The 21,985-nt window shown below is 72.0% G+C and carries 17 protein-coding genes and 1 pseudogene; 6 read left to right on the plus strand and 12 right to left on the minus strand.

Translation table 11 applies throughout. The annotated features are described in order from the left end of the window. The first annotated feature begins 11 nt into the window (after positions 1-11). Entirely contained in the window at positions 12-1,277 is a 1,266-nt protein-coding gene (locus AA23TX_RS08715) for an SNIPE associated domain-containing protein (RefSeq protein ID WP_155542049.1), read from the plus strand. 7 nt (positions 1,278-1,284) lie between these two features. Here AA23TX_RS08715 and AA23TX_RS08720 read toward each other — a convergent pair whose 3' ends face one another. From AA23TX_RS08720 to AA23TX_RS08740, 5 genes are all read right to left on the minus strand, one after another. Then, positions 1,285-2,022 carry an SDR family NAD(P)-dependent oxidoreductase gene (locus AA23TX_RS08720; protein WP_155542050.1) on the minus strand — a complete coding sequence of 246 codons (738 nt, stop codon included), beginning with the start codon at positions 2,020-2,022 and terminating at the stop codon, positions 1,285-1,287. Between the two features lie 115 nt (positions 2,023-2,137). Beyond that, the gene (locus AA23TX_RS08725) at positions 2,138-3,046 is read right to left on the minus strand and encodes an amino acid ABC transporter permease (protein ID WP_155542051.1); all 909 of its coding nucleotides are present in this window, start codon (positions 3,044-3,046) and stop codon (positions 2,138-2,140) included. After that, entirely contained in the window at positions 3,043-3,729 is a 687-nt protein-coding gene (locus AA23TX_RS08730; protein WP_155542052.1) for an amino acid ABC transporter permease, read from the minus strand. Before AA23TX_RS08730 ends, AA23TX_RS08725 begins: the two co-directional genes overlap by 4 nt. Positions 3,730-3,805: 76 nt before the next feature. Next, complete coding sequence (locus AA23TX_RS08735; protein ID WP_155542053.1) at positions 3,806-4,657, minus strand: glutamate ABC transporter substrate-binding protein; 852 nt, start codon at positions 4,655-4,657, stop codon at positions 3,806-3,808. A 56-nt stretch (positions 4,658-4,713) separates the two neighbouring features. After that, entirely contained in the window at positions 4,714-5,442 is a 729-nt protein-coding gene (locus tag AA23TX_RS08740) for an amino acid ABC transporter ATP-binding protein (RefSeq protein WP_196425422.1), read from the minus strand. Between the two features lie 285 nt (positions 5,443-5,727). On the opposite strand from AA23TX_RS08740, the gene AA23TX_RS08745 reads away from it, so the two are divergent. After that, positions 5,728-6,402 (plus strand): response regulator transcription factor, encoded by a 675-nt coding sequence (locus AA23TX_RS08745; protein ID WP_196425423.1) that lies wholly within the window; start codon positions 5,728-5,730, stop codon positions 6,400-6,402. A gap of 4 nt (positions 6,403-6,406) precedes the next feature. After that, positions 6,407-7,804, plus strand: a complete 1,398-nt coding sequence (locus AA23TX_RS08750; protein ID WP_155542056.1) for a sensor histidine kinase — start codon at positions 6,407-6,409, stop codon at positions 7,802-7,804. Here the strand turns inward: AA23TX_RS08750 and AA23TX_RS08755 are convergent. Next, positions 7,801-8,727: a TAXI family TRAP transporter solute-binding subunit gene (locus tag AA23TX_RS08755; protein WP_155542057.1), complete on the minus strand. Its 927-nt coding sequence runs from the start codon at positions 8,725-8,727 to the stop codon at positions 7,801-7,803. The genes AA23TX_RS08750 and AA23TX_RS08755 overlap by 4 nt on opposite strands. Before the next feature lie 82 nt (positions 8,728-8,809). Here AA23TX_RS08755 and AA23TX_RS08760 point away from each other — a divergent pair, with 82 nt between their 5' ends. After that, on the plus strand, positions 8,810-10,015 hold the full coding sequence (locus tag AA23TX_RS08760) for an FAD-dependent oxidoreductase (RefSeq protein WP_155542058.1): 1,206 nt from the start codon (positions 8,810-8,812) through the stop codon (positions 10,013-10,015). 352 nt (positions 10,016-10,367) lie between these two features. Beyond that, a complete protein-coding gene (locus AA23TX_RS51210; RefSeq protein WP_155542059.1) occupies positions 10,368-11,729 on the plus strand; it encodes a beta-1,3-glucanase family protein in 1,362 nt (453 codons plus the stop codon). Positions 11,730-11,766: 37 nt separating this feature from the next. On the opposite strand, the gene AA23TX_RS08770 is transcribed toward AA23TX_RS51210, so the two are convergent. Next, entirely contained in the window at positions 11,767-12,423 is a 657-nt protein-coding gene (locus AA23TX_RS08770) for a TetR/AcrR family transcriptional regulator (protein ID WP_155542060.1), read from the minus strand. Between the two features lie 14 nt (positions 12,424-12,437). Here AA23TX_RS08770 and AA23TX_RS08775 point away from each other — a divergent pair. After that, a pseudogene (locus AA23TX_RS08775) lies at positions 12,438-13,581 on the plus strand (FAD-dependent oxidoreductase). Here the strand turns inward: AA23TX_RS08775 and AA23TX_RS08780 are convergent. Genes AA23TX_RS08780 through AA23TX_RS08800 form a run of 5 tightly spaced genes read right to left on the minus strand, consistent with a single transcriptional unit; the run spans position 13,559 to position 21,793 of the window. After that, complete coding sequence (locus AA23TX_RS08780; RefSeq protein ID WP_155542061.1) at positions 13,559-13,882, minus strand: hypothetical protein; 324 nt, start codon at positions 13,880-13,882, stop codon at positions 13,559-13,561. The pseudogene AA23TX_RS08775 and the gene AA23TX_RS08780 overlap by 23 nt on opposite strands. Further along, positions 13,858-14,586: a hypothetical protein gene (locus AA23TX_RS08785; RefSeq protein WP_196425239.1), complete on the minus strand. Its 729-nt coding sequence runs from the start codon at positions 14,584-14,586 to the stop codon at positions 13,858-13,860. Before AA23TX_RS08785 ends, AA23TX_RS08780 begins: the two co-directional genes overlap by 25 nt. After that, positions 14,529-15,005 (minus strand): hypothetical protein, encoded by a 477-nt coding sequence (locus AA23TX_RS08790; RefSeq protein WP_155542063.1) that lies wholly within the window; start codon positions 15,003-15,005, stop codon positions 14,529-14,531. Before AA23TX_RS08790 ends, AA23TX_RS08785 begins: the two co-directional genes overlap by 58 nt. Next, positions 15,002-15,430 (minus strand): hypothetical protein, encoded by a 429-nt coding sequence (locus AA23TX_RS08795; protein WP_155542064.1) that lies wholly within the window; start codon positions 15,428-15,430, stop codon positions 15,002-15,004. The genes AA23TX_RS08790 and AA23TX_RS08795 overlap by 4 nt, the downstream gene beginning before the upstream one ends. Positions 15,431-15,457: 27 nt before the next feature. Continuing rightward, a complete protein-coding gene (locus AA23TX_RS08800; protein ID WP_155542065.1) occupies positions 15,458-21,793 on the minus strand; it encodes a phosphotransferase in 6,336 nt (2,111 codons plus the stop codon). Positions 21,794-21,985 lie beyond the last annotated feature (192 nt).

A 21,985-nucleotide genomic window follows, 5' to 3' on the forward strand; every position in this document is an offset into this window, starting at 1 on the left:
GGGAGGCGTCGATGTTCGGTGGGCGGAAACGGCAGGAAGAGCTCGAAGCCGCGCAACGGGAAAACCTGTTCCTGCGCGGGGAACTGCAGCGACTGGGCGCGCTCGGCTCGGTCGGGGTGCAGCAGGAGATCGCCGCTCTGACGCAGCGGTTCCACGCGGACCAGGCTCGCTATCAGCAGGAGACTTCGGCCATGAACGCCGAGTCCACCCGGCTGCGGGCGCAGCTGGCCACCTTGCGGGCGGAGGTGGTGGAGACCGACGACGCCAGGCTGATGCAGGAGGTCGGGGTCTACCAGTACCGGCACGTGCTGGCCGACGCCGAGGCCTACAAGGCCGAGCTCGAACGGCTCAAGGCCACCATGAAGGACATGACCCGGGCGAAGTCGGCCGTCGAAGCGTCCAGCAGCTTCCACTACAACAACTCCCTCGCCCAGGGGCGCAAGTTCGTCGGCGAACTGTCGAAGCTGATGCTCCGGGCTTACAACGCGGAGGCCGAGAACTGCGTCCGCGTGCTCAAGGCGGGCAATCTCGCGTCGGCGGTCAAACGGCTGGAGACCGCGGTCCGGACGATCGAAAAGCTGGGAACCATGGCGTCGATCCGGATCAGCCCGGCCTACCACGCGATGCGCATCCGCGAACTCGAGCTCACCGCCGACTACCTGGCGAAGAAGCAGCAGGAGAAAGAGGACGAACGGGAGCGGCGCGCGGTCCTCCGCGAGGAGCAGAAGGCACTGCAGGAGTACCGGCGGGAGCAGGAACGCCTGCTCAAGGAACAAGGCCACTACCGGAACGCCATCGCGGCCCTGCGGGCCAAGGGCGACTGGGAAGGCGCGACCGACCTCGAGCGGAAGCTGGCCGAGATCGAAGCCGCGCTGAACGGGCTCGAGGAACGGCAGGCCAACATCCGGGCCGGCTACGTCTACGTGATCAGCAACATCGGCTCCTTCGGGCCGGAGGTCGTCAAGATCGGGATGACCCGGCGGCTCGAGCCGATGGACCGGGTGCGCGAGCTCGGCGACGCGTCGGTGCCCTTCCGGTTCGACGTGCACGCCCTGTTCTTCTCGCAGGACGCGGTCGGGATCGAACACCAGCTCCACACGAAGCTGGAGGCGCGGCGGCTCAACCGGGTCAACCGCCGGCGCGAGTACTTCCGGTGCACTCCGGCGGAGGTCAAGGCGCTCCTGCACGACCTCGCCGGGAACCTCCTCGACTACCGGGACGAACCCGAGGCGTTCGAGTACCGCCAGAGCCAGAGTGTGGCGACCCCGGCGGCGTAGGTACAGGTCAGCCGAGGGAACGGCCGCCGTCGACGAGGAGGCGCTGGCCCGTCAGGAAGCCCGCCTCCTCCGATGCGAAGAAGCTCACCGCCGCCGCGACGTCGTCGGGCGTGCCCAAGCGGGCCGCCGGGACCGAGGCCCGGTACTCCTCGCGCTCCGCTGCCGGGACCTCCGCGTGGCGCTCGACCGGGATGAACCCCGGTGCCACCGTGTTCACCGTGATGCCGTCCGGGGCCAGCTCGCGGGCCCACGCCCGGGCCAGGCCGATCTGGGCGCTCTTGGCCGTCGCGTACGCCGAACGGCCGGGTGGCGGGCGGTCCGCCACCTCCGAGTCGAGGTGGACGATGCGGCCGTAGCGGCGGGCCCGCATCCCCGGCAGCACCGCGTGGCCGAGCAGGACCGGCGAGCGCACGAAGAAGTCGAGCTGGGCCAGGTGGTCCGGCCAATCCACTTGGGACACCGGTGCCTCGGGCTGCGGTCCGGTCGCGTTGAACACCAGCACCGTGATCGGGCCCAGCAACGCCGTGACCGCGTCGACCAGCTCGCCGACCTGGCGCCGGTCGGTGACGTCCGCGGCGAACGCCGCCGCCCGGCCGCCTTCGGCGAGGATGCCCTCGGCGGACGTCTTGAGGTCGGCGTCGTCGTGGTGGCCGTTGACCGCGACGGCGAACCCGTCGCGCGCCAGTCTGCGCGCGACCGCCCGGCCGAGGCCGCGGGAACTGCCGGTCACCAGTGCGACACCCATGCGTCCGACGCTAGGGGAGACCCCCGGGTACGACAACCCCGGCGACCCCCGATCGGGCAAAAGAAAAGCGGGTGAGTGCGATATGCGCACTCACCCGCTTCCGATGACCGGGGGATCAGGCCGAGCTGTTCCCGGTGTTGAAGTCGGTCGCCGCCGTCACCGCCGCCGGCGGCCCTTCCAGCGGCTTCGCGCCCCGAGGGGCCTTCTTCCGCCGCGACAGCTTGCGCTCCAGGTACGAGGCGAACCACGACAGGATCAGGTTGAGCGTGATGAAGATGATCGCGATGACGATCAGCGTCGGGATCGTGTTGTTGAAGTTGCCGGTGATCGGCCCGGAACCGCGGATCAGCTCGTCGTAGCCGATGGTCAGCTGACCCGCGAGCGCGGTGTCCTTCAGGATGACCACCAGCTGGCTGACCAGCGCGGGCAGCATCAGCGTGACCGCCTGGGGCAGCAGGATGCTGACCATCGTCTGGGTCTTGCGCAGGCCGAGCGCCGACGCGGCTTCGGTCTGTCCCTTCGGGAGGGACAGGATGCCCGCCCGGAACACCTCCGCCATCACCGAGCCGTTGTAGAGCACGAGGCCCGTGACGGCGGCGAACAGCGGGCGGGTGTCCGCCTCGATCGGGGTGTAGTACGCGTACAGCGCCGCGCCGAACACCATCAGCAGCAGCACCGGGATGGCGCGGAAGAACTCGACCACGGCGCCGACCGGGATCCGGACCCACTTGTGCTGGGACAGCCGGCCGATGCCCAGCAACGCGCCGATCGGCAGCGCGATCACGATGGACAGCGCCGCGGCCTTCAGCGTGTTCAGCAGGCCCGGCAGCAGGAACTGCGTCCAGGTCGACCCCTCGATGAAGGGCTTCCAGAGCGCGCCGGCCCACTGGCCCTTCTCGTCGAAGCCGTTGTAGACGAACCACGCCACCAGGAGCAGCACCAGCCCGAACAGCACGGTGTAGATCCAGTTGCGGGCGCGGGCCTTCGGGCCGGGTGCGTCGTAGAGGACGGTCTGCGTGCTCATCGCTTGACCTCGGCTTTCTTGGCGACCCAGCCGAGCAGCAGGCCGAGCGGCAGCACCAGGGCGACGAACACCGCGGCGAAGAGGAGGAAGACCAGGAACAACGAGTCGGACTCGTTCTCCACCATCGACGACATCAGCAGCGAGGCCTCGGCGACACCGATGACCGAGGCCACGGTGGTGTTCTTCAGCAGCGCGATCAGGACGTTCGCCAGCGGCGCGATCACCGCGCGGAACGCCTGCGGCAGGATGATCAGGCCGAGCACCTGCAGGAAGTTGAGGCCCAGGGCCCGTGCCGCCTCCGCCTGCCCGACCGGGACGGTGTTGATGCCCGACCGCAGCGACTCGCACACGAACGTCGCCGTGTAGACGACGAAGCCCAGCACCGCGAGCCGGAACGCGTTGTCCGCCAACGAGGTGGGCGAGTCCGTCGCGGCCAGGTTGATGCCGAGCGTGGACGAAAGACCCAGCGACGTGAAGATGATGATCACCGTCAGCGGGGTGTTCCGGAAGATGTTGACGTAGACCGTCGCGAAGCCGCGCATGATCGGCACGGGACTGACCCGCATCGCGACGAGGACGGTGCCCCAGACGAGCGCCCCGATCGCCGAGAAGAACGTCAGCTGGATCGTCGTCCAGAAGGCCCCGACGAGGTCGTAGTCGGGGTTGTTGAGGAAATCGAACACGGGTTGTCCAACCTGGCCTCGGTACGGGAACGGTGCGCCGCTTGCACGGCGCACCGTTCGACTTCAGAACCGGATATCAGGGAGCGATCGCCGGCGCGGCCGGGATCTTGTAGCCCGACGGGCCGACATTGGTCTGCAGCGCCTTCTCCCAGGAGCCGTCCTGCTCCATCGCCTGGATCGCCTTGTTGACGGCGGCCTTGCCGTCGGCGTCGTCCTTCTTCAGGCCGACGCCGTAGTTCTCGTCGGAGAAGCCCTTGCCGACCAGCTTCAGCTTGCCGGGCTGCTGCGCGGCGTAGCCGGCGAGGATGACGTCGTCCGTGGTCATCGCGTCGACGGTGCCGTTGAGGAGCGCGGTCACGCAGTCGGTGTACTTGCCGACCTCCTGCAGCTGCACGTCCTTCGCGTACTTCGTCTTGACGTTCTGCGCCGGGGTCGAGCCCTTGACCGAGCAGAGCTTCTTGTTGCCGGTCAGCGACTCTGGGCCGGTGATGTCGGTGTTGTCCGACCGCACCAGCAAGTCCTGGTGCGCGACGAAGTAGGGGCCGCCGAAGGAGACGTCGTTCTTGCGCTTGTCGGTGATCGAGTAGGTGGCGACGATGAAGTCGACCTCACCCTTCTTGATCAGGTCCTCGCGCTGCGCCGACTGCGCTTCCTTCCAGGTGATCCCCGACTCTTCGACGCCGAGCTGCTTCGCGATGTACTTCGCGACGTCGACGTCGAAGCCGGCGTAGGTGCCGTCCGGCTTCTTCAGGCCGAGGCCCGGCTGGTCGAACTTGATGCCGATGGTCAGCTTCTTGTTGTCCTTGGCCCGCTGGACCAGGTTCTTGTCGCCGCTCGCGCCGCTGCCGGAGCCGCCGCCGCAGGCCGTCAGGGCCAGCCCGGCGGCCATCACGACCGCGCCGACCTGCAGAACTCGGTTCAACCGCATCGTCTCTCAGGTTCCTTCCGAATCTCGCCCGGCCGCGGGGGCCGGGAAAAAAGTGCTCAGTGGGTCAGGATCTTGCCGAGGAAGTCCTTCGCGCGCTCGCTCTTCGGCGCGGTGAAGAACTCTTCGGGCGTCGTGTCCTCGACGATCTCGCCGTCGGCCATGAAGATCACCCGATCGGCTGCCCGGCGGGCGAAGCCCATCTCGTGGGTGACGACCAGCATCGTCATGCCGTCCTTGGCCAGGCCGGTCATGACGTCGAGGACCTCCTGGACCATCTCCGGGTCCAGCGCCGAGGTCGGCTCGTCGAACAGCATGACCTTGGGCCGCATCGCCAGCGCCCGCGCGATCGCGACGCGCTGCTGCTGGCCGCCCGAAAGCTGCGCCGGGTACTTGTCGGCCTGGTTGGCGATGCCGACGCGCTCCAGCAGCTCCATCGCCGTCTTGCGCGCCTCGTCCTTGGACGCCTTGCGGACCTTCATCGGGGCCAGCATGACGTTCTCGACGATCGTCTTGTGCGCGAACAGGTTGAAGGACTGGAACACCATGCCGACGTCGGCGCGCAGGGCCGCGAGGGCCTTGCCTTCCGCGGGCAGCGGGACGCCGTCGACGCCGATCTCGCCGGAGTTGATCGGCTCGAGCCGGTTGATCGCCCGGCACAGGGTCGACTTGCCCGACCCCGACGGACCCAGCACCACCACGACCTGGCCGCGAGGTACCTCGAGCGTGATCTCCCTGAGCACGTGCAGGTCGCCGAAGTACTTGTTCACGGCGGACGCCTTGATCATCGGCGCCGCCACCTCCGCGGTCATCTGGCCTCCAGGGTCGTTCGAATGCGGCGTCGGTCACCCGCGATGGCGAGAACCTACCGTTGCTTTACCGGCTGGCAAGGCCGCTTGAGCAATACTTAGGGTTTCAACTGCGTATCGATGTCCATTTTGGGGGTATCGGGGGTACCGTAGCCCCCTGGTCACCAAGAGTGACCGCTCGGGTGGCTCGTGCGGTGGATTCCGCGAGGTCCTAGAGTTCGGCGCTACCGGCCGGTGGAGCAGGTCACCATGGGAGGCGGACGGGTGCGGGTGCTGCTGGTGGAGGACGACGACCGGGTCGCGGGTGCGCTCATCCCGGCGCTGGCCCGCCGCGGCCTGGCGATCGCCCGGCTGGCCACCGGCGCCGGTGTCCTCGAACGCGTCCACGAGGTCGACGTCATCCTGCTCGACCTCGGCCTGCCGGACATCGACGGCGTCACCCTCTGCACCCAGATCCGCGCGGTCAGCGACGTCGCGATCATCGTGGTGTCGGCCCGCGGCGAGGTCGACGACCGGATCCGGGGCCTGCGCGCCGGCGCCGACGACTACCTGGTCAAGCCCTACGACGTCGAGGAGCTGCTCGCCCGGGTCGAGGCAGTGCGCCGGCGGCGCCCGGAGCACGCCGTCGCCGAGCCGGTCGTCATCAAGGTGGGGGACGTCAGCGTCGACCTGGCCCGGCACGAGGTGCTGGTCGACGGGCACGCGATCGCGTTGTCCCGCAAGGAGTTCCAGGTGCTCGCCCTCGTGGCGGGCGCGCGCGGCGCGGTCTGCTCGCGTGAGCACGTGCTCACCGAGGTGTGGGGGCACCGGGGTCCCGCGGAGAGCCGCTCGCTCGACGTCCACGTCGCGACACTGCGGACGAAGCTGGGCCGCCCGGCGCTGATCGAGACGGTGCGCGGGGTCGGCTACCGGCTCGGCGGCCAGACCGCCCGGAGCTGACGACGTGCGCGTCCGGCTGCAGGGCATCGTGCTGACGCTGGTCGCGCTGCTGGTGTTCGGCCTCGGCATCCCGCTGGCCATCTCGATCGCCGCCGGCGCGCAGCAGGACCTGTTCCTCGACCGGCTCACCGACACCGCCCGGTTCGCGTCGCTGGCCCAGCGGCCGCTGCTGGACAACAAGCCGTACCTGATCGAGCCGGACGTGCGCCGCTACACCGAGGTGTACGGCGTCCAGGTGGTGGTCGTCGACCAGGACGGCAAGCCGGTCGTCACCTCGCTCGGCCCGGCCGCCGCGCGGATCGACCTCCAGAACGAGCGGATCAGCGACCCCGTCCACGAGGCGCTGGCCGGGCGCCGGTCGCAGCCGGCCGGCGTGCTGATGCCGTGGGACTCGACGCCGCTGGTGCTCGCCGAGCCGGTGCTCGCCGACGGGGAGGTGCGCGGGGCGGTGCTCACCGTGTCCGCCACCGATTCCGAACGCGCCGCCGTGCTGTGGTGGTGGCTGCTGCTCGCCGCGGGCGGGATCCTCGCCTTCGTGGTCGCGCTGGGCGTGGCGATCCCGGTGGTCCGGTGGATCCTTAAACCGGTGAAGCGGCTCGACGACGCGACCGGCGCGCTGGTGGCTTCGGTGGTCAGCGGGCGGGAGGCCGAGCCGGTGGGGGAGGGCGGCGGCCCGCCGGAGCTGCGGCAGCTCGGCCGCTCCTTCGACCGGATGGCCGAGAGCGTGTCGGGGGCGCTGGCCGCGCAGCGCGCCTTCGTCGCGGACGCTTCGCACCAGCTGCGCAACCCGCTGACCGCGTTGAAGATCCGGCTCGGCAACCTCGACGGCCACGTCGTCGACGACCAGTCCGCCGCCGACCTGGAAGCCGCGCGCGTCGACGCCGGGCGGCTGCACCAGATCCTGGACGGCCTCCTCTCGATGGCCCGCGCCGAGGCCTCCGGCGGCGAGCTGGACCCGGTGGTGCTGGACGAGGTCGTCGCCGAGCGGGTCGCCGACTGGTCGGTGGTCGGCGAGGCGCGGGACGTGCGGCTGGTCGTCGACGCCGCGGGCGACGGCGCGCGGGTCCGCGTGCCGCCGCGCGGCGCCGAGACCATCCTGGACGCGCTGCTCGACAACGCGCTGAAGTTCACCGCGTCGGGCACCGAGATCCGGGTCGCCGTCGAGCGCGACGGCGACCGGGTGCGCCTGTCGGTGCGCGACCACGGGCCGGGGCTGCCGCCGGAAGAGCTGGACCGCGCGCTGGACCGGTTCTGGCGCAGCCCCGCGCACCAGAACGTGCCGGGCTCGGGGCTGGGCCTGGCGATCGTCAGCGAGCTGACCGCGCACTCTGACGGCGAGCTGACGCTGGACCTGCCCGAGGGTGGCGGCCTGCGGATCGCGATGACGTTCCCGGCGGCTTAGATCTTCTTGGCGCGGTAATAACGCAGTGCACCGGGGTGCAGCGGGATCGGCTGCGTCTCGATGCCCGGGTGCACGTCGATCGACAGCGCCGCCGGGTTGGCCACCGCCAGCTGCTGACGGGCGTCGAACAGGCCGCGGACCAGCGCTTCGGCGACGTCGTCGCTCATCGACTTCGGGACGACGAGGAAGTTCGGCACCAGCAGCGTGGTCACCGGGCCCGGCTGGTTGTAGGTGGTGGCCGGGATGGACGCGGTGCCGTAGACCTGGTTGACCTCCTGCATCTTCGGCATCACGTCGGCGATGTCGAGCAGGCGCAGGGACTGCTTGTCGTTGTAGCCGGCCAGCACCGGCGTCGGGAGGCCGCCGGACCAGAAGAACGCGTCGATGTCGCCGTTGAGCAGCGCCTTGACCGAGTCGTCGAGCCCGCGCGCGCTGGTGGTGACCGACCCGGCGAGCCCGGTCGCCTCCAGCAGCCTGCTGGCGATGTACTCCACGCCCGAGGACGGCGAGCCGGTCGCGATCTTCCGCCCCCGCAGCTGCTCGACGGTGCGGATGTCGGAGTCGGTGCGCACGATGATGTGCAGGTAGTCGTCGTGGATCCGGGCCAGGGTGGCCAGCCGCGGGTCGTGCTTGTACCGGTCGGCGGCGACGTCGGCGGCGACGAACGCGACGTCGGCCTTGCCCGCGAGCACCCGGTCGAGGTTGTCGGGCGAGCCCTGGGTCTGCAGCACCGTGGGCCGGTCGATGTCCAGGCCGGCGGCCCACGCGGTGGCGAGGGTCTGGGCGAGCTTGTCGTAGACCCCGCCGGGGTTGCCCGCGGCGATCCGCAGCCTGAGCTCACCGAAGCCGGCGCTGCAGGAGGCGAGCACCAGGAGCAGGGCGGCCGCCATCGCGAGCGCTCGTCCCCGCCGCGTCCCGACCACGGCCCGATCGTGCCAGATCCGGCGCCCCGGTGGTTGACCACGGGCGATCCGGGCATTCTGCCGGGGACGGAGGGAGTGCGGCATGGACGTCGTCGTGGTGGGTGGCGGGCTGGCGGGGTTGAGCGCGGCGCGGCGGCTGCGCCGGGCCGGGGCGGAGGTCGTGGTGCTGGAGGCGGGCGACGACGTCGGCGGCCGGGTGCGCACCGACGTCGTCGACGGCTTCCGCCTCGACCGCGGGTTCCAGGTGCTGCTGCCGGCGTACCCGGCGCTGCGGCGGCTGGCCGACGTCGGCGCGTTGCGGCCGCGCCCGTTCACGCGCGGCACGATCGCGATGACCGGTTCCGGGCGCCGCTGGCTCGCCGGTCCGTGGCACGGCCTGCCCGCGGTTCGCGGCGCCGCCGGGTTCGTCGCGGGCCGTCCCGCCGACGGCGCGCGGATGGCGGCGCTCGCGGCCCGGGACGTGCTGAAGGCCGACCGCGCCGACACCGGGCGCAGCACCGCCGAGGAACTGCGCCGCTGGGGGCTGACGCGGTCGACGGTCGAGGAGGTGCTGCGGCCGTTCCTGGCCGGGGTGTTCCTCGACCGGGAGCTGGCGACCTCGAGCCGGCTGTTCCACCTGATCTGGCGCAGTTTCCTGCGCGGCGGGGGCGTGCTGCCGGCCGAGGGCATGCAGGCTCTGCCGCGTCAGCTGGCCGCCGGGCTGCCGGTCCGCACGGGCGTCGAGGTCGGCTCGATCACCGAGGACGGCGTCCGGACCCGCGACGGCGAAGACATCTCCGCGCGCGCCGTGGTCGTCGCGACCGACGGCGACACCGCCGCCCGCCTGCTGCCCGGGGTCGAGGCGCCGGGCTGGCACGCGGTGACGACCTTCTACTACCGCGCCGGGGCGTCGCCGCTGCGGTCCCCGACCCTGCTCGTCGACGGCCTCGACGACCTGCTGGTGAACACGGCGGTGCTCAGCGAGGTGGCGCCCGGGTACGCCCCGCCCGGGTCGGCGCTGATCACCGCTTCGGTGCCCGACCGCGCCGACCCCGGTCTCGAGCCGCGCGTGCGGCAGCGGCTGGCGCGCATGTACGACACGGACACCCGGGGCTGGGAACTGCTGAAGACGTACGCGGTCCCGAAGGCGCTGCCGGTGTTCGGCCCCGGCGCCCCGCTGCGGCGTCCGGTCCGGGTCAGGCCCGGCCGGTACGTCTGCGGTGACCACCGGGACACGCCGTCGGTGCAGGGCGCGCTGGTGTCCGGTCAGCGGGCGGCCTCGGCGGTGCTGGCCGACCTCGTGGCGTGAGGGCCCCGGGAGTCCACAGTGGATTCCCGGACGAGCGCGCGGCCTGACGGCGTCCGGGGTCGCGGCGACGGCGCCGCGGCGGGTGTTCGAAGGCATGACCGACTCCGGGGGATGAGGCCCCTGGGCGGGTGGCGGCGCCACGCAGAGGTTCGAGGTGGAACCGGTTCCGAGGATCGCTCCGCGGCGCGGAACTGTCAAGGGTTGACAGGCCGGGCGTGGTGGTATGAACCTTTTCACCAGTCGTCCCCCGCCGGCCCTCGAGGGCATCCGCCCGGCGATCAGGGGGCGAACCGGACGACGCCGTCCCCTGACCGGCGGCGGGTCCGCCCACTTCCCCGGCCAGGGAGGAACCATGCCCTCGAACGTCCTGCCGCGGCGCCGTCGCCGCGGCCCCGGTATCCGCTTGGCGACGCTGGCGGCGGCCCTCGCCGTCGCCGTCCTCGGTCTCGCCGCCCCGTCGGCGTCCGCTGCGGACCCCTTGATCTCCCAAGGCAAACCCGCCACGGCGTCGTCGGTGGAGAACGCCGGCACCCCCGCGTCCGCCGCGGTGGACGGCAACACCGCCACCCGCTGGTCGTCGCAGTTCAGCGATCCACAGTGGATCCAGATCGACCTCGGCGGCGCGGCGACCGTCAGCCAGGTCGTGCTGCGCTGGGAGGCCGCCTATGCGACGGCGTACCAGATTCAGTTGTCCGCCAACGGTTCCACGTGGTCCACTGTGTACCAGACGACCACCGGCACGGGCGGGACGCAGACGCTGAACGTGACCGGGTCCGGGCGGTACGTGCGCCTGTCGACGACCGCGCGAGCCACCCCGTACGGCGTCTCCCTGTGGGAGTTCCAGGTGTTCGGCACCGGCGGCGGGACGACGCAACCCGGCGCGGGCACCCCGCCCGACTCGTTCTGGGGCGACACCGCGAGTATCCCGGCCGCGCGCAACGTGCTCACCGTGAAGGTGCTCAACCGGACCAACGGCAAGTACCCGGACAGTCAGGTGTACTGGAACTTCGGCGGCCAGACCCACTCGATCGCCGAGCAGCCCTACATCGACATGCCGGCCAACTCCGCCGGGCGGATGTACTTTTACCTCGGCACCCCGAACGGCCAGTACGCCGACTTCATCGAGTTCACCGTCGGGCCGGACGTCTTCAACGGCAACACCACCCGGGTGGACGCGTTCGCGCTGAAGCTGGCCATGCGGCTGCACGCGCACGACGGCTACGACGTCCAGGTGGGTGACGACTACGGGACCTTCCAGGAGGACCGGTCGGCCACCTTCGCCAAGTTCCAGGCCGAGGTGCCCACGGAGTTCAAGGGGCTGGCGACGGTGAACGCGCCGTACCGGATCCCGGCCCCGGGCAGCGCCCCGGACTTCCGCGCGGGCGGCCGGTACGCGAACTACTTCACCGCGTACGCGCAGTCGGTGGGCGTCAACGAGCCGACGTCGAACATCACCGGGTGCGCCGGCTCGCTGGCCGGCAACCCGAACATGTGCGCGGCGCTGAACCGGCACACGGCGCAGCTCCCGGCGTCGCAGCAGCAGGACCCGGCGAACTACTACCAGGCCGCGCCGGCGAACTACTACGCGAAGTTCTGGCACGACCACGGCATCAACCACCTGGCGTACGGCTTCCCGTACGACGACGTGGCGGCCCAGTCGTCGTTCGTCTCCCACGGGGACCCGCAGTGGCTGGTGGTCGCGGTCGGCTGGTGACCTCCCCGGTAGCGGTGGCCCGGCCCCCGGGCCGCCGCTACCGGAGGGTGGCGATCCCGGCCAGGAAGATGTCGACGCCGGCGAGGAACTGTTCGCGGTCGTCGTGCTCGCGCAGCTGCGCCGACGCCTTGTGCACGAACGGGTACTTCTCCGGATCGAGGTCCGCCCACTGCGCGGCGACCTTGCCCAGGAAAGCCGTGCGGTCCTCCTCGCCGGAGGTGAGGAGCCGGGCGTTCGCGGCGTTCTGCCCGGCGACGCCCAGGACGTAGTTCACCAGCGCGCCCGCGGCGTCGAAGAGCGCTTGCCCGGGGACGCCGAGTGCGTCGAGGAGCCCGCCGATGCGCTCGTAGACCTCCAGGAGCGCGGGGCGCCACGGCTCCCGCGAGAGCTGCGCGCCGACCCAGGGGTGGGCGTCGATCGCGTCGAACAGGCCCAGCGCGACGGTGCGCAGCGCTTCCCGCGGCTCCGCGTCGACGACCGCGCCGGTCATGACGTCCGCGATGACGTCGTCGGTGGCCGCGGCGAGCAGGTCGCTCTTGTTCGCGACGTGGTGGTAGATCGCGCCGTAGCCGGTGGCCAGGTGGGTGGTGAGCGCCCGGAAGGTGAGCGCGGCCTCGCCGCCGTCGTCGAGGAGCTTCTTCGCGGCCTTGACGATCAGCTCCTTCGACAGCCCGTCGGTGCGTCGCTTCGTCATGACGGCATTATCGCATGGTTGGATCGGCGATCCAAAGTCGTGGTAGCGTCATTGGAGTGACGATCCAACGAACCATCACGATCATCGGAGCCGGACTCGGCGGCCTGGTGCTGGCCCGCGTCCTGCACGTCCACGGCATCCCGGCGACGGTCTACGAAGCGGAAGCCTCACCGGAGGCCCGCCGGCAGGGCGGAATGCTCGACATCCACCCGTGGAACGGCCAGCCGGCGCTCGAAGCGGCCGGCCTGACGGCGGGATTTCGCCGGCTCGTCCTGGCCGGCCGCGAGTCCTACCGCGTCCTCGACCGGGCGGGGACGGTCCTGCTCGACCGGCCCGACGACGGCACCGGCGAGCGTCCCGAAGTCCAGCGCGGCGAACTGCGGCAGCTGCTGCTCGATTCGCTGCCGCCCGGGACCGTCCACTGGGGACGGAAGGTCACCGGCGTCCGGGCCCTCGGCGAAGGCCGCCACGAGGTGACCTTCGCGGACGGCACTTCCGTCGTTTCGGAGCTGCTCGTCGGTGCGGACGGCGCGTGGTCGCGCGTGCGTCCGCTGGTGTCGGACGCGATTCCCTCTTACGTCGGCGTTTCGGTGGTCGAGACGTTCCTGTTCGACGCCGACACCCGCCATCCCGCCGCCGCGAAGGCCGTCGGCGCGGGATCGATGTTCGCGCTGGCGCCGGGCAAGGGAATCCTGGCGCACCGGGAAAGCGGTGGCACGCTGCACACTTACGCGCAGCTGCGCAAGCCGCAGGACTGGCGCGCCGTCGACGTCGCCGGGGAGTTCGACGGCTGGGCCCCGGAGCTGACGGCGTTGCTCACCGACAGCCACGTGCCGCCGGTCTTGCGCCGCCTGTTCACCCTGCCGGCCGAGCACCGCTGGGACCGGGTACCGGGTGTGACCCTGATCGGCGACGCGGCCCACCTGATGCCGCCGAACGGCGAAGGCGCCAACCTGGCCATGCTGGACGGTGCGTCACTCGCGCAGGCGATCGCCGCGCACCCGGAGGACGCGGAGAAGGCGCTTGCGGAGCACGAAACGGCGATGTTCCCCCCGCGCGGCGGCCGAAGCGGGGGAGGACGACATCTACGACGTCATGCTGGGCGCGGACGCACCGCACAGCATGGTGGCCATGTTCACGGGAGCCGAGGCGTCGTGAGGAGTTCGCGGCCGCGCTCCGGGGTGATCGCGGCGGCCAGGACGGGATCGGCGAGCAGGGCGACCGGGGCGATGTGGTCCGGCGTGCGCGGCCGCCAGTGCGGCAGCGCGGCCCGGACCGCGGTCCACAGCGCGCCGGGGTCGTCCGGGTACGCGGCCCGGGCGTCGCGCACCGGCCGGTCGAACTCCGCGTTGCCGTAGGAGAAGCCTTCCCCGGGTCTCGAGAACCGGGGTTCGTTTTCGGCGACCAGGGCCATGATCTCCGGCCGTTCGCCGATCATCGCGCCTTGGAGCACGGACATCCGGCCTGCCGCGCGCCGCGGAGGTGGTCGTCGAAGAGGTACGGCAGCAGTTCCTCGGTGAAGAGCGGGTCCGTGAGGAAACCCGTCGGCAGGAAGGACGGGTGCAGCAGCCGGCCGAGCAGCGTGCCGGCTTCGTACCAGTTGCGCGACAACAGCAGGATCTGCGCGCGCAGCACGGTGGCCCGCTCACGGCCGAAGTCTTCGGCTCGCTCCAGCACCTCGTCGGCGGCATCGACGTCACCGGCGAGGGCGGCGACCCGCGCTCGTTCGACCTCCGCGTCCCACGCGTCGCGCGTCTCGCCGGCCGGCTTGCGCATCTGGTGGAACTCGGCGTAGAGGTGCTCCATCAACGCGGTGAAGGAGGCGAACCGGGTGGGTGGTTCGGCGCGCCAGCAGAACAGGCTGTACGCGGCCCACTCACCGGAGCCGTCCACGTCGCCGGGGTCGAGGAACAGGATGCCCGAGTCGGTTTCGTCGGACAGCAGCAAGCCGCGGGTGAAGCGGTTGCCGCCGGCTTCCTGCTCCTCGACGTCTTCCCACTCTTCCCAGAACGGCTCGAGGTCGCGCAGCCAGCCGACCGTCGTGGTGTCGCGCATCCGGTAGACGAACCCACCGGCGTCGCGCCATCCGTTGGTGCAGAGCAGGTTCAGCCGGTGGCCAACACGCGGTAGGGCTTCGGGAAGAACGCCCAGTGGTCGTCGCACCAGACCAGGCCGTCGTAGGAAAGACCGGCGGACTGCCCGGGGGAGAGGTACCGCCAGGCGGCCCACACCCGCGTCGGCAGCAAGCGGGCCGCCACCGAACGGTAGCCACCGGGGAAGGAGTGCGACAGGGCGTTGTCATCGGCGAGCGCACCGGCCGGCGCGAGGTGGACGCGGAGGCTCTGACGGCCGGTCGGCCAACGGAAGCCGATCCCGGAGGTCCAGGTCTGTTCGTACTGCTGCCGGGCCGGTTCCACGGTGTCGCGCACGAAGACTTTCGCGTAGTCGTCATCCCGCGGCCGCAGCTCCTGCAGGGCCGCGCCGGTCCGGTCCGCCGCGATCGCCCGCAGGATCGGTTCGAGTTGCACCTGGAGCGCGACCATGGAGATCTCCGCCCGCACCCGCGGGCTCGAGGTCGTCACCGTTCTTCGTCGGCGCCGACCCCGCCGAGCCAGTCGTCGAGCCCGCGGCTCGCCTCGCGTTCGGCCGCGTAGTCCTCGGGAGTGGGCCGGTACCACGGCAAGCCGGTGCGAATGGTGAGCAGATCGACCACGTAAGCGCTGATGTCCACGCGTTCGTATTCGACGTCGTCGCTGCCGCCAGGTGCGTAGAGAAAACCCTCCTCGGCGACCTCACCGACGAGTTTGACCACATTCTTGCCGCCGGCACCGGAAACGCCGATCGCGGAGATCTTCAGACCGAAGACGGACGCGACCTGCGCGGGCCGCCGCTGGAATTCGCCTCGGGCGAAGGTGCAGCCCAGTGCTCGCCCGACGCGCGCGGCGACCTGCTCCGGCGCCTCGTCGGTATCCGCGCGGGCGCTGAAACGGATCTTCTGTCGTTTCATCCGGACTCTTTCGCCATCGGGGTGATCTTACCAGGGCTGTTCCGCGCGGAGCGCGATCGTGGAATCCTCGATTCCCTTGACGTGCGGGAATTTCTCCTTGAGCGCCGCGCCTATCCGCCTGCCGAGCCGGACGAGGTCTTCCGGTTCCCCGCCATCGGGCATGATCTTCGTGCCCTCGGTGTCCAGCAAGTCCGGGTACTCGGCGGCGAACTCGGCGAAGGTCTCCCGGTCGACCACCACGTAGAGGTCGACGTCGAAGTCGTACGGGTCGAAGCGGGTCTTCCCTTTGTGCGGACCGCGCAGGCCGGACTTCATGCTGCCGATGTACCCGATCTCCTGGCCGTGGTAGGTGAAACCGGCGACGACGTCGTCGATCTTGGTCTGGGTCGCCCGGAACGACGCTTCCCAGGCCGCGGTGCCCTTCAGGTCCGCGGTCCGTCCCACGGTGTCCCTGGCCAGCGCCGGATCCCCGGTCGTCACCGCGAACTCCGCCAGCCGGTCCATGAGCCCACGAGCGTCCGCCGCCAGGGCTCGGACCACCTCTTCGGCCTGGCGGCTCTTCTCGGGGGAAAGCGTGAACTCGTCCCGCTGATGGGGGAAGAGGTCGTCCCACAGTGCCTTGAACTTCTTGGCCTGGTCCGACTGGAGTTCGCGGATCTTGCCGCCGTACTGGGCTTCGAAGCGGGCCCGGACCTCGGGGTCGGCAGTGGTCTGCAGGTAGCTGCGGACGTTGTCGATCGCGGTCCAGGCACGGCGGTAGTCGGGGGTCCCGGGTAACTGGCCGGCGAAGCGTTCGGCGAGCCGGTTCGCCGTGGTGGAGTCGAGACCCAGGGCGTCCTGCAGGGCGGCGGTGGCGGCGCCGACGTCGGGCGCCCGGCGGGGATCGGGCCGTTCCTCCAAGCGGGTCATGGCCCGGGCCAGCCGGTGCGCCGCCGCGCGGGCGTCGAACATCGCCCGTACCGGCACGGGCACGTCCGGGCCGCCGCCGCGCACGTAAGCGTCGGCGAAGTCCTGGCGGAGCTGGGTGATCTCCGCCGGGGACAGCCCGGACTCGTACCCGAAGTGGCCGATGCGCTGGGTGAACAGGGAGACGTCCCGGGCCGGCGTACCGATGGCGTCGCCGGCGGCGTTCATCGACTGGTGCAGGGTCGGGGCGTCGATCATCGACACCCCGGCGTCGGCGTCCCAGAGGAAGTTGCCCAGGTGGGCGTCGCCGTGCGCCAGGCCGGCCGGGCCGGGGTCGGCCATGGCCCGCGCCAAGGTGGTGTCCAGCGCGGCCTGGATCCGGTCGAGATCGATGCCGAGCTCGTCGAGGAGCGGGCGGCGGGCGGCCAGCTCGGCGAGGTGTTCGCGGATCGTGGCGGCGTGCGGGGCGAGGTAGGCCGGGGACGCCTGCCGTTCGCCGCCGCGGTGCAGTTCGGCCATGCCCTCGGCGACGCCGGTGACCGCCCGGCGCAGGTCGTCCATCGCCCGGTCGCGGTCCCAAGCCAGCGGTACTCGGCGGAGCAGGGCGTCCACCGAAACGCCGGGGGCCGCCGCGGAGAACAGCGCGCCGCGGCGGGTGCCCTCCGGGCCGGGCACCGAGGCGACGGCGAGGACGTCCGGCACGCCGAACCCGTTGAGCTCGGCCTGGCCGAGCCGGTCCGCGGCCGACAGCTCGCGGGCGAACTCGGCGCCGTCCGGCACGATCTTGACGTAGCCGGCCGGCTCGCCGTCCACCGTCACCCGGTACACCGGACGCGTGGTCCGGGCCCGGCCGTCGTAACCGCCGACCGGCTCCAGCACGACGTCGCCGTCGAACACTGTCGCGACCAGCGCGCGGATCGAGGCCGGCGAATCGTCCGGCAGGCCGGGCAGCTTCCTGAGCAGGTTCGCGACCGCACCCGGGGCGACGTCGCCGGTGTCGGTCCGCGTCGACCTCGCCGCCCGGCGGGCCACCTCGACCGACTCCGCCGGTCCGCGAAGCCTGGCCGGTTTTTCGAGCGGCCCGGCCGCGCTCTCCTGCACCGCCGACTCCAGCCCGGCCTTGCCCATCTCCTGCAGGATGTCGCCGGCGTCGCCCGGGAGCTTGCCCGTTGCCGCGCCGATGCCCAGCTCCACGCCCTTGCCCGTCGCGCCGCCGAGGAACGACGATGTTCCGCGCAACGCCGTGCGGGCCGCCAGTGAGCCGCCGAGCGCTTCGCCGAGGGTGGTGCCGCGGCCGGCCGGCAGGGACTCGAAGGCCTGAGAGGTCACCGTGCTCGCCATGCCCGCGAGCGCACCCGTCAGCGTCGCCTCCAACAGGGCCGCGAAGCCTTCGCCGAGCCCCTTGCGCCAGGTGGCTTCGTCCAGCAGCGCGCCACCGAAGCCGCCCAGGCCGCCGGTGGCTCCGCCGATGACCAGCAGGTCGCCCAGCGTGCTGCCGGTGATGCCGCCCATGGTCGGGGCCAGGCCCTCGGCCGACCGCAGCGTCGTCATCCCGGCGGCCAGGCTCTGGGCGCCGCCGCGCGCCACGATCGACAGGTGCTGGCCGACGCCGGCGGTGAGTGCCTGCACCGCCGTCATGCCGAGGTCGACCGCGGCCTGCTCCCAGCCGTACCGGCCGCCGCTGACCGCGCTGTGCACGGCCATCGAGCCGAGGCCGGTCAGCCCGGCGATGGCGGCGATCAGCAGCGGGCTGGCCGCGCCGCCGGTGGCCACCGTCGCCACGGCGGCGGCGATCGCGCCGATCACCATGACCGCGGTGGTCAGCACCGACGCGTAGCGGTCGATCGCGGCGGCGTAGTTCCCGGCCGCCAGCTTGCTGACCCGCACGGCGGAGGCGAACTCCCGCGGATCCGCGCCGGTGTACTTGCCGTCCTTGTCGAACAAGCCGCCACCCGCGGCGATCGGGCGGCCCGCCGCGTCGGTCCAGACGGGGTCGCCCTTGTCGTCGACCCGCACGGTCGCGCCGCCCAGCGAAGTGGTGAGCCGGGACTGCGCCGACGCCAGATCCCGGTCCGCCATGCTGTCGCCGGCCAGCCAAGAACCGAGCCAGCCGGTTTCGTCCCGCTGCTGCTGCATGGTGAACGCGGCGACCTCGGCGCGTTCCCGGTCGTTGCGGGGCACGCCGAGCAGCGCCCGTTCCATCCGCAGCCGCTCGTCGCCGGAAAGCTCGGTGAACCAGCCCTGTCCGCCGAAGGTGCCGAGGTCGTCGTCGAGCGCGGTACCGGTGAGACCCTGGTATTCGACGCGCATCGCGGCGATCTCGTCGCGGTCCATCCGCTCGACGAAGCGGAACATCAGCTCTTCGTCGGTGCCGGCGCCCTTCGAGGCGTACTCGAGGGCGAGCGCGGCCGTCTTCGGGGTCGGGTAGTCCTCGTGCGCGAGGCGGACGGCGAGCTCACCGGCGTCCTTGTCGTCGCCGTACGCGGTTTTGAGCTGTCCTTCCAGGTAGGTCTTCGCGGACGCGGGCGTCCCGGCCTGGGCGCCGCCGCCGTAGTCGGCGGCGTACTTCCGGAAAACCTCGTCACGCTCGTCCAGCGCGGCTTTCCGGTCCTGCTCCGGTACTTTCGCGCCGGGCTTGAGCCGCGGGTCGACGAGCGCGGCGTCCAGCTTGAGCAGGTTCGGGCCGCCGGGCCGCTGCGTCTCGACGCCGAGCCGGGCCGCGCGCGCCGCGACGGTGTTCTCGCCGCCGCGGATGAGCGCGACGGCGAGGTCCCGGTTCGCGCCGGTGATCTCCCGCGTCTCGACCGTCGAGCCGCCCTCGGCGTCGGTGACGGTCACCTCGATCGGCGCGAGCGTGTACTTCTCGACCGCGGCGGCGGCCTGCTGCGGCGAAACCCCGGTCGTGCCGCCGATGATCCCCGCGAGCTCCTGCTGCACCGCCACCCGGCGCTCGTCCGCCGTGGCCTGGGCGCGGCCGCGCTCGGCCGGCGCCTTGCCGTATTCGATGAGGGTGTCGTGGATCGCGTCGAGGTCGCCGGCGCGGCGGGCGTCGTCGATCCGGTCCTTCATCCGGAACGCGTCCGCGAGGTTCTGGTTGCCGGCCGCGAGCGCGTCGAACACCTTCAGGTCGGTGCCGCCGAGGCTGTCGCGCACCTCGGCGAGCGCTTCCGCGCCTTCCCTGCTGCCCTTGAGCTTCTCGAGCTCTTCGGGCTTGAGGTTGCGCATCAGCTCCTCGATGCGCGCCTCGTCGTCGTTGTACCAGTGGGTGGACGCCCGCAGCTCGGCCGCGGCGCCCGCGGCCTGGTCACCCCGAAGGTAGGCCCGCGCGGATTCGAGCTCGTCGCCGCTGAGCTCGTCGGTCAGCGCCGCGTCGAGCGTGCCGTGCGCGGATTCGTACAGCCAGCGCAGCGCGCGAGCCTGTGCCGGGGTCAGGCCGCGCAGGGACCTCGACACCTTCGCCTCGTCGGTGCCCCAGCCACCGAACGCGTCCACCAGGGCGAACTCGCGCTTCTCCAGGTCCGACGCCACCCCGACGGCGGCCGCGTCGATCTCGCCGGCCAGCCGCTTGCCCGGGTCGAGGAACGGCGTGAAGATCTCGCGGATGTACTTGTCCCGCCCGGCGTCCGTCGCCGTTTTCCACTCGGTGAACGGCGCGGTCATCGCCGCCTTCGTCTTGCGGACCGCCGTGCCGAACACCTGCTTCAGCGGCATGGCCCACGCGTCCGCGACCTGGCGGATGCCGCGGGCCGTGGCCGCGAAGGACGCGTCGTGCCCGCCCACGAAGCCGGCGATCCCTTGCGCGGCCGCCTTTCCCGTCCCGCGCAGCGCGGCCGCCAATTCCGCCCGCGCCCGCCCGGAGGCCGTCGTCGCGGTCCGCTCGACCTCGTTCACCACCGCGCCGGTCGACGCGTCGGCGCGAGTCACCAGGCGCTGCTGCGCGACGCCGAGCTGGTCCACCTTCGGCCCGGTGTCGCCGACGGCCTTTTCCGTCGTCCGGCGCAGGCTTTCCGCGCCGTTCTCCGCCGCCGGCTCCAGCCCGTCGCGCACCGACGTGGTCACCTGGCCGAACGCGGCCAGCCCGGTCGTCGCGGCCGTCCCGAGCCCGGTCAGCTCCGCGCCGGCCTGCGCGTGCGAGCCGTGCAGCAGCGCGTTGGCGTCGTCGACCAGGCGGTCCCGGGCCGCCTTGTGCCGCACGGCGATCGACTCGCGGGCCTCGCCGGCCATCCGGCGCAGCGCTTCGTGGCCGCTCGTGGCCTGCTTGCCGAGTGCGCCGTAGGCCGTGCTGGTGGCCTTCCGCACCGCGGCGCGGCCCTTCGTGTCGATCTCGGTCTTGCGGGTCTCCAGCGCTTTGGCCAGCTCGCTCTCGTTGAACTTGTCGCGCACCGGCTGGATCTGGGCGCGGTACGCGTCCGACTGCGTCTTCGACGCGTCTGCGAGCGTTTTCACGGCCGCGTCGGCCACGCTCGGAACGGCCTGGCGCCGTGCCTCGTTTTCCGCTTCCACCATCGGCGTCGCCCCGCCCGGGAAGAGCTTCGCGGCGGACGCGCCGTAGGCCTGGACCGCCGCGATCGCCTGTCCACTCGCGGTGGTGATCGCGACCGCGCTCTGCTCGAGAAGGTCGGTGTAGCCCACCGCCAGGTCGTTGACGATCGCAGTGACCTGTTCGCCCGCGGTATCGGCGTTGGCCCGCACCCGGCGCAGCGCGCTCGCGGAGGCGGAGGCCACCTGCCGGCGGCCCCGCCGCACGGCGAGGTCGAGCCCGACGGTGCCCTCCTCGTACGCGGCGTCGACGGTGCCCAGCGAGTCCAGACGCAGGTCGTCCAGCTCGTGCTCGGCCGCCGCGACCCGGGACCGGGCCCGGCCGTCCACCCGGTCATGGCGGTCCACGGCGGCCCGGCCGAGCCGCTCCAGCAGCGACCGTTGAGCCTCGTGGGCACGCCGGGCCCGGTCCACCAGCCGGGCGAACGCCCGCGAAGCCGAGGCGAGCGCGTCCCGGTCACCGGCGCCGGGAGCGCGGACCGGCGGCAGCGCGGCCGGCGCGTCGAACCGGCGCGCGAAGGACGGCAGCGCCAGCCTCAGCGGCCCGTCCAGGCGCACGCCGTCGACCGGGCGGCCGGCCACCCCCGCCGACGGTGCCGCGGCGGCCTTCGCACGGTCCTCGGTGGTCTTCGGGTCCTTCGGGAGAGGTGGCGCCGGCTTGGCCGGCGGCCGCGGCGTGCGGCCGGTGGGCCCCGCCTTGGCCGCGGCCGCGACGGCCTGGTTGCCGACGAGGTTCTGCCCGGCGAGCAACCGCCCGGACCACCCGGGCCGCGTCCCGCTCATTTCGGCGGCTACCGCGGCGTTGCCGGCCACCGGCTTCGAAGCGGCGGGCCCCGGAGCCGCCGCGCGCGGGCCCGGCGCCGCGGACACGACCGGAGTCGCCGGTTGCGGCGCGCGGACCTTGAGGGGCACAGCCATAGCGGCAGCAGGATGGCACCCGGCACGTCGCGGCAGCGCCCTCGCGGCGTCACGGGCCCGTCACCGGTGCCCGGCGGGCCTTGGCCCGGGAGCGCGCGGTCGCCTCCTCGGCTCCTTGAGCCGGGTGGCCAGGAGGGCCCCGGCGCCCTCGAAGCGGGCGAGCACGAGGTGCTCACCGGCGACTTGACGGGT

The organism is Amycolatopsis camponoti, assembly GCF_902497555.1.
Lineage (GTDB): Bacteria > Actinomycetota > Actinomycetes > Mycobacteriales > Pseudonocardiaceae > Amycolatopsis > Amycolatopsis camponoti.

Bases quoted from the DNA above. Each gene is read 5' to 3' on its own strand.
- AA23TX_RS08715 (WP_155542049.1), top strand. From the start codon at position 12: ATGTTCGGTGGGCGGAAACGGCAGGAAGAGCTCGAAGCCGCGCAACGG.
- AA23TX_RS08720 (WP_155542050.1), bottom strand. From the start codon at position 2,022: ATGGGTGTCGCACTGGTGACCGGCAGTTCCCGCGGCCTCGGCCGGGCG.
- AA23TX_RS08725 (WP_155542051.1), bottom strand. From the start codon at position 3,046: ATGAGCACGCAGACCGTCCTCTACGACGCACCCGGCCCGAAGGCCCGC.
- AA23TX_RS08735 (WP_155542053.1), bottom strand. From the start codon at position 4,657: ATGCGGTTGAACCGAGTTCTGCAGGTCGGCGCGGTCGTGATGGCCGCC.
- AA23TX_RS08740 (WP_196425422.1), bottom strand. From the start codon at position 5,442: ATGATCAAGGCGTCCGCCGTGAACAAGTACTTCGGCGACCTGCACGTG.
- AA23TX_RS08760 (WP_155542058.1), top strand. From the start codon at position 8,810: ATGGACGTCGTCGTGGTGGGTGGCGGGCTGGCGGGGTTGAGCGCGGCG.
- AA23TX_RS51210 (WP_155542059.1), top strand. From the start codon at position 10,368: ATGCCCTCGAACGTCCTGCCGCGGCGCCGTCGCCGCGGCCCCGGTATC.
- AA23TX_RS08770 (WP_155542060.1), bottom strand. From the start codon at position 12,423: ATGACGAAGCGACGCACCGACGGGCTGTCGAAGGAGCTGATCGTCAAG.
- AA23TX_RS08780 (WP_155542061.1), bottom strand. From the start codon at position 13,882: ATGTCCGTGCTCCAAGGCGCGATGATCGGCGAACGGCCGGAGATCATG.
- AA23TX_RS08795 (WP_155542064.1), bottom strand. From the start codon at position 15,430: ATGAAACGACAGAAGATCCGTTTCAGCGCCCGCGCGGATACCGACGAG.
- AA23TX_RS08800 (WP_155542065.1), bottom strand. From the start codon at position 21,793: ATGGCTGTGCCCCTCAAGGTCCGCGCGCCGCAACCGGCGACTCCGGTC.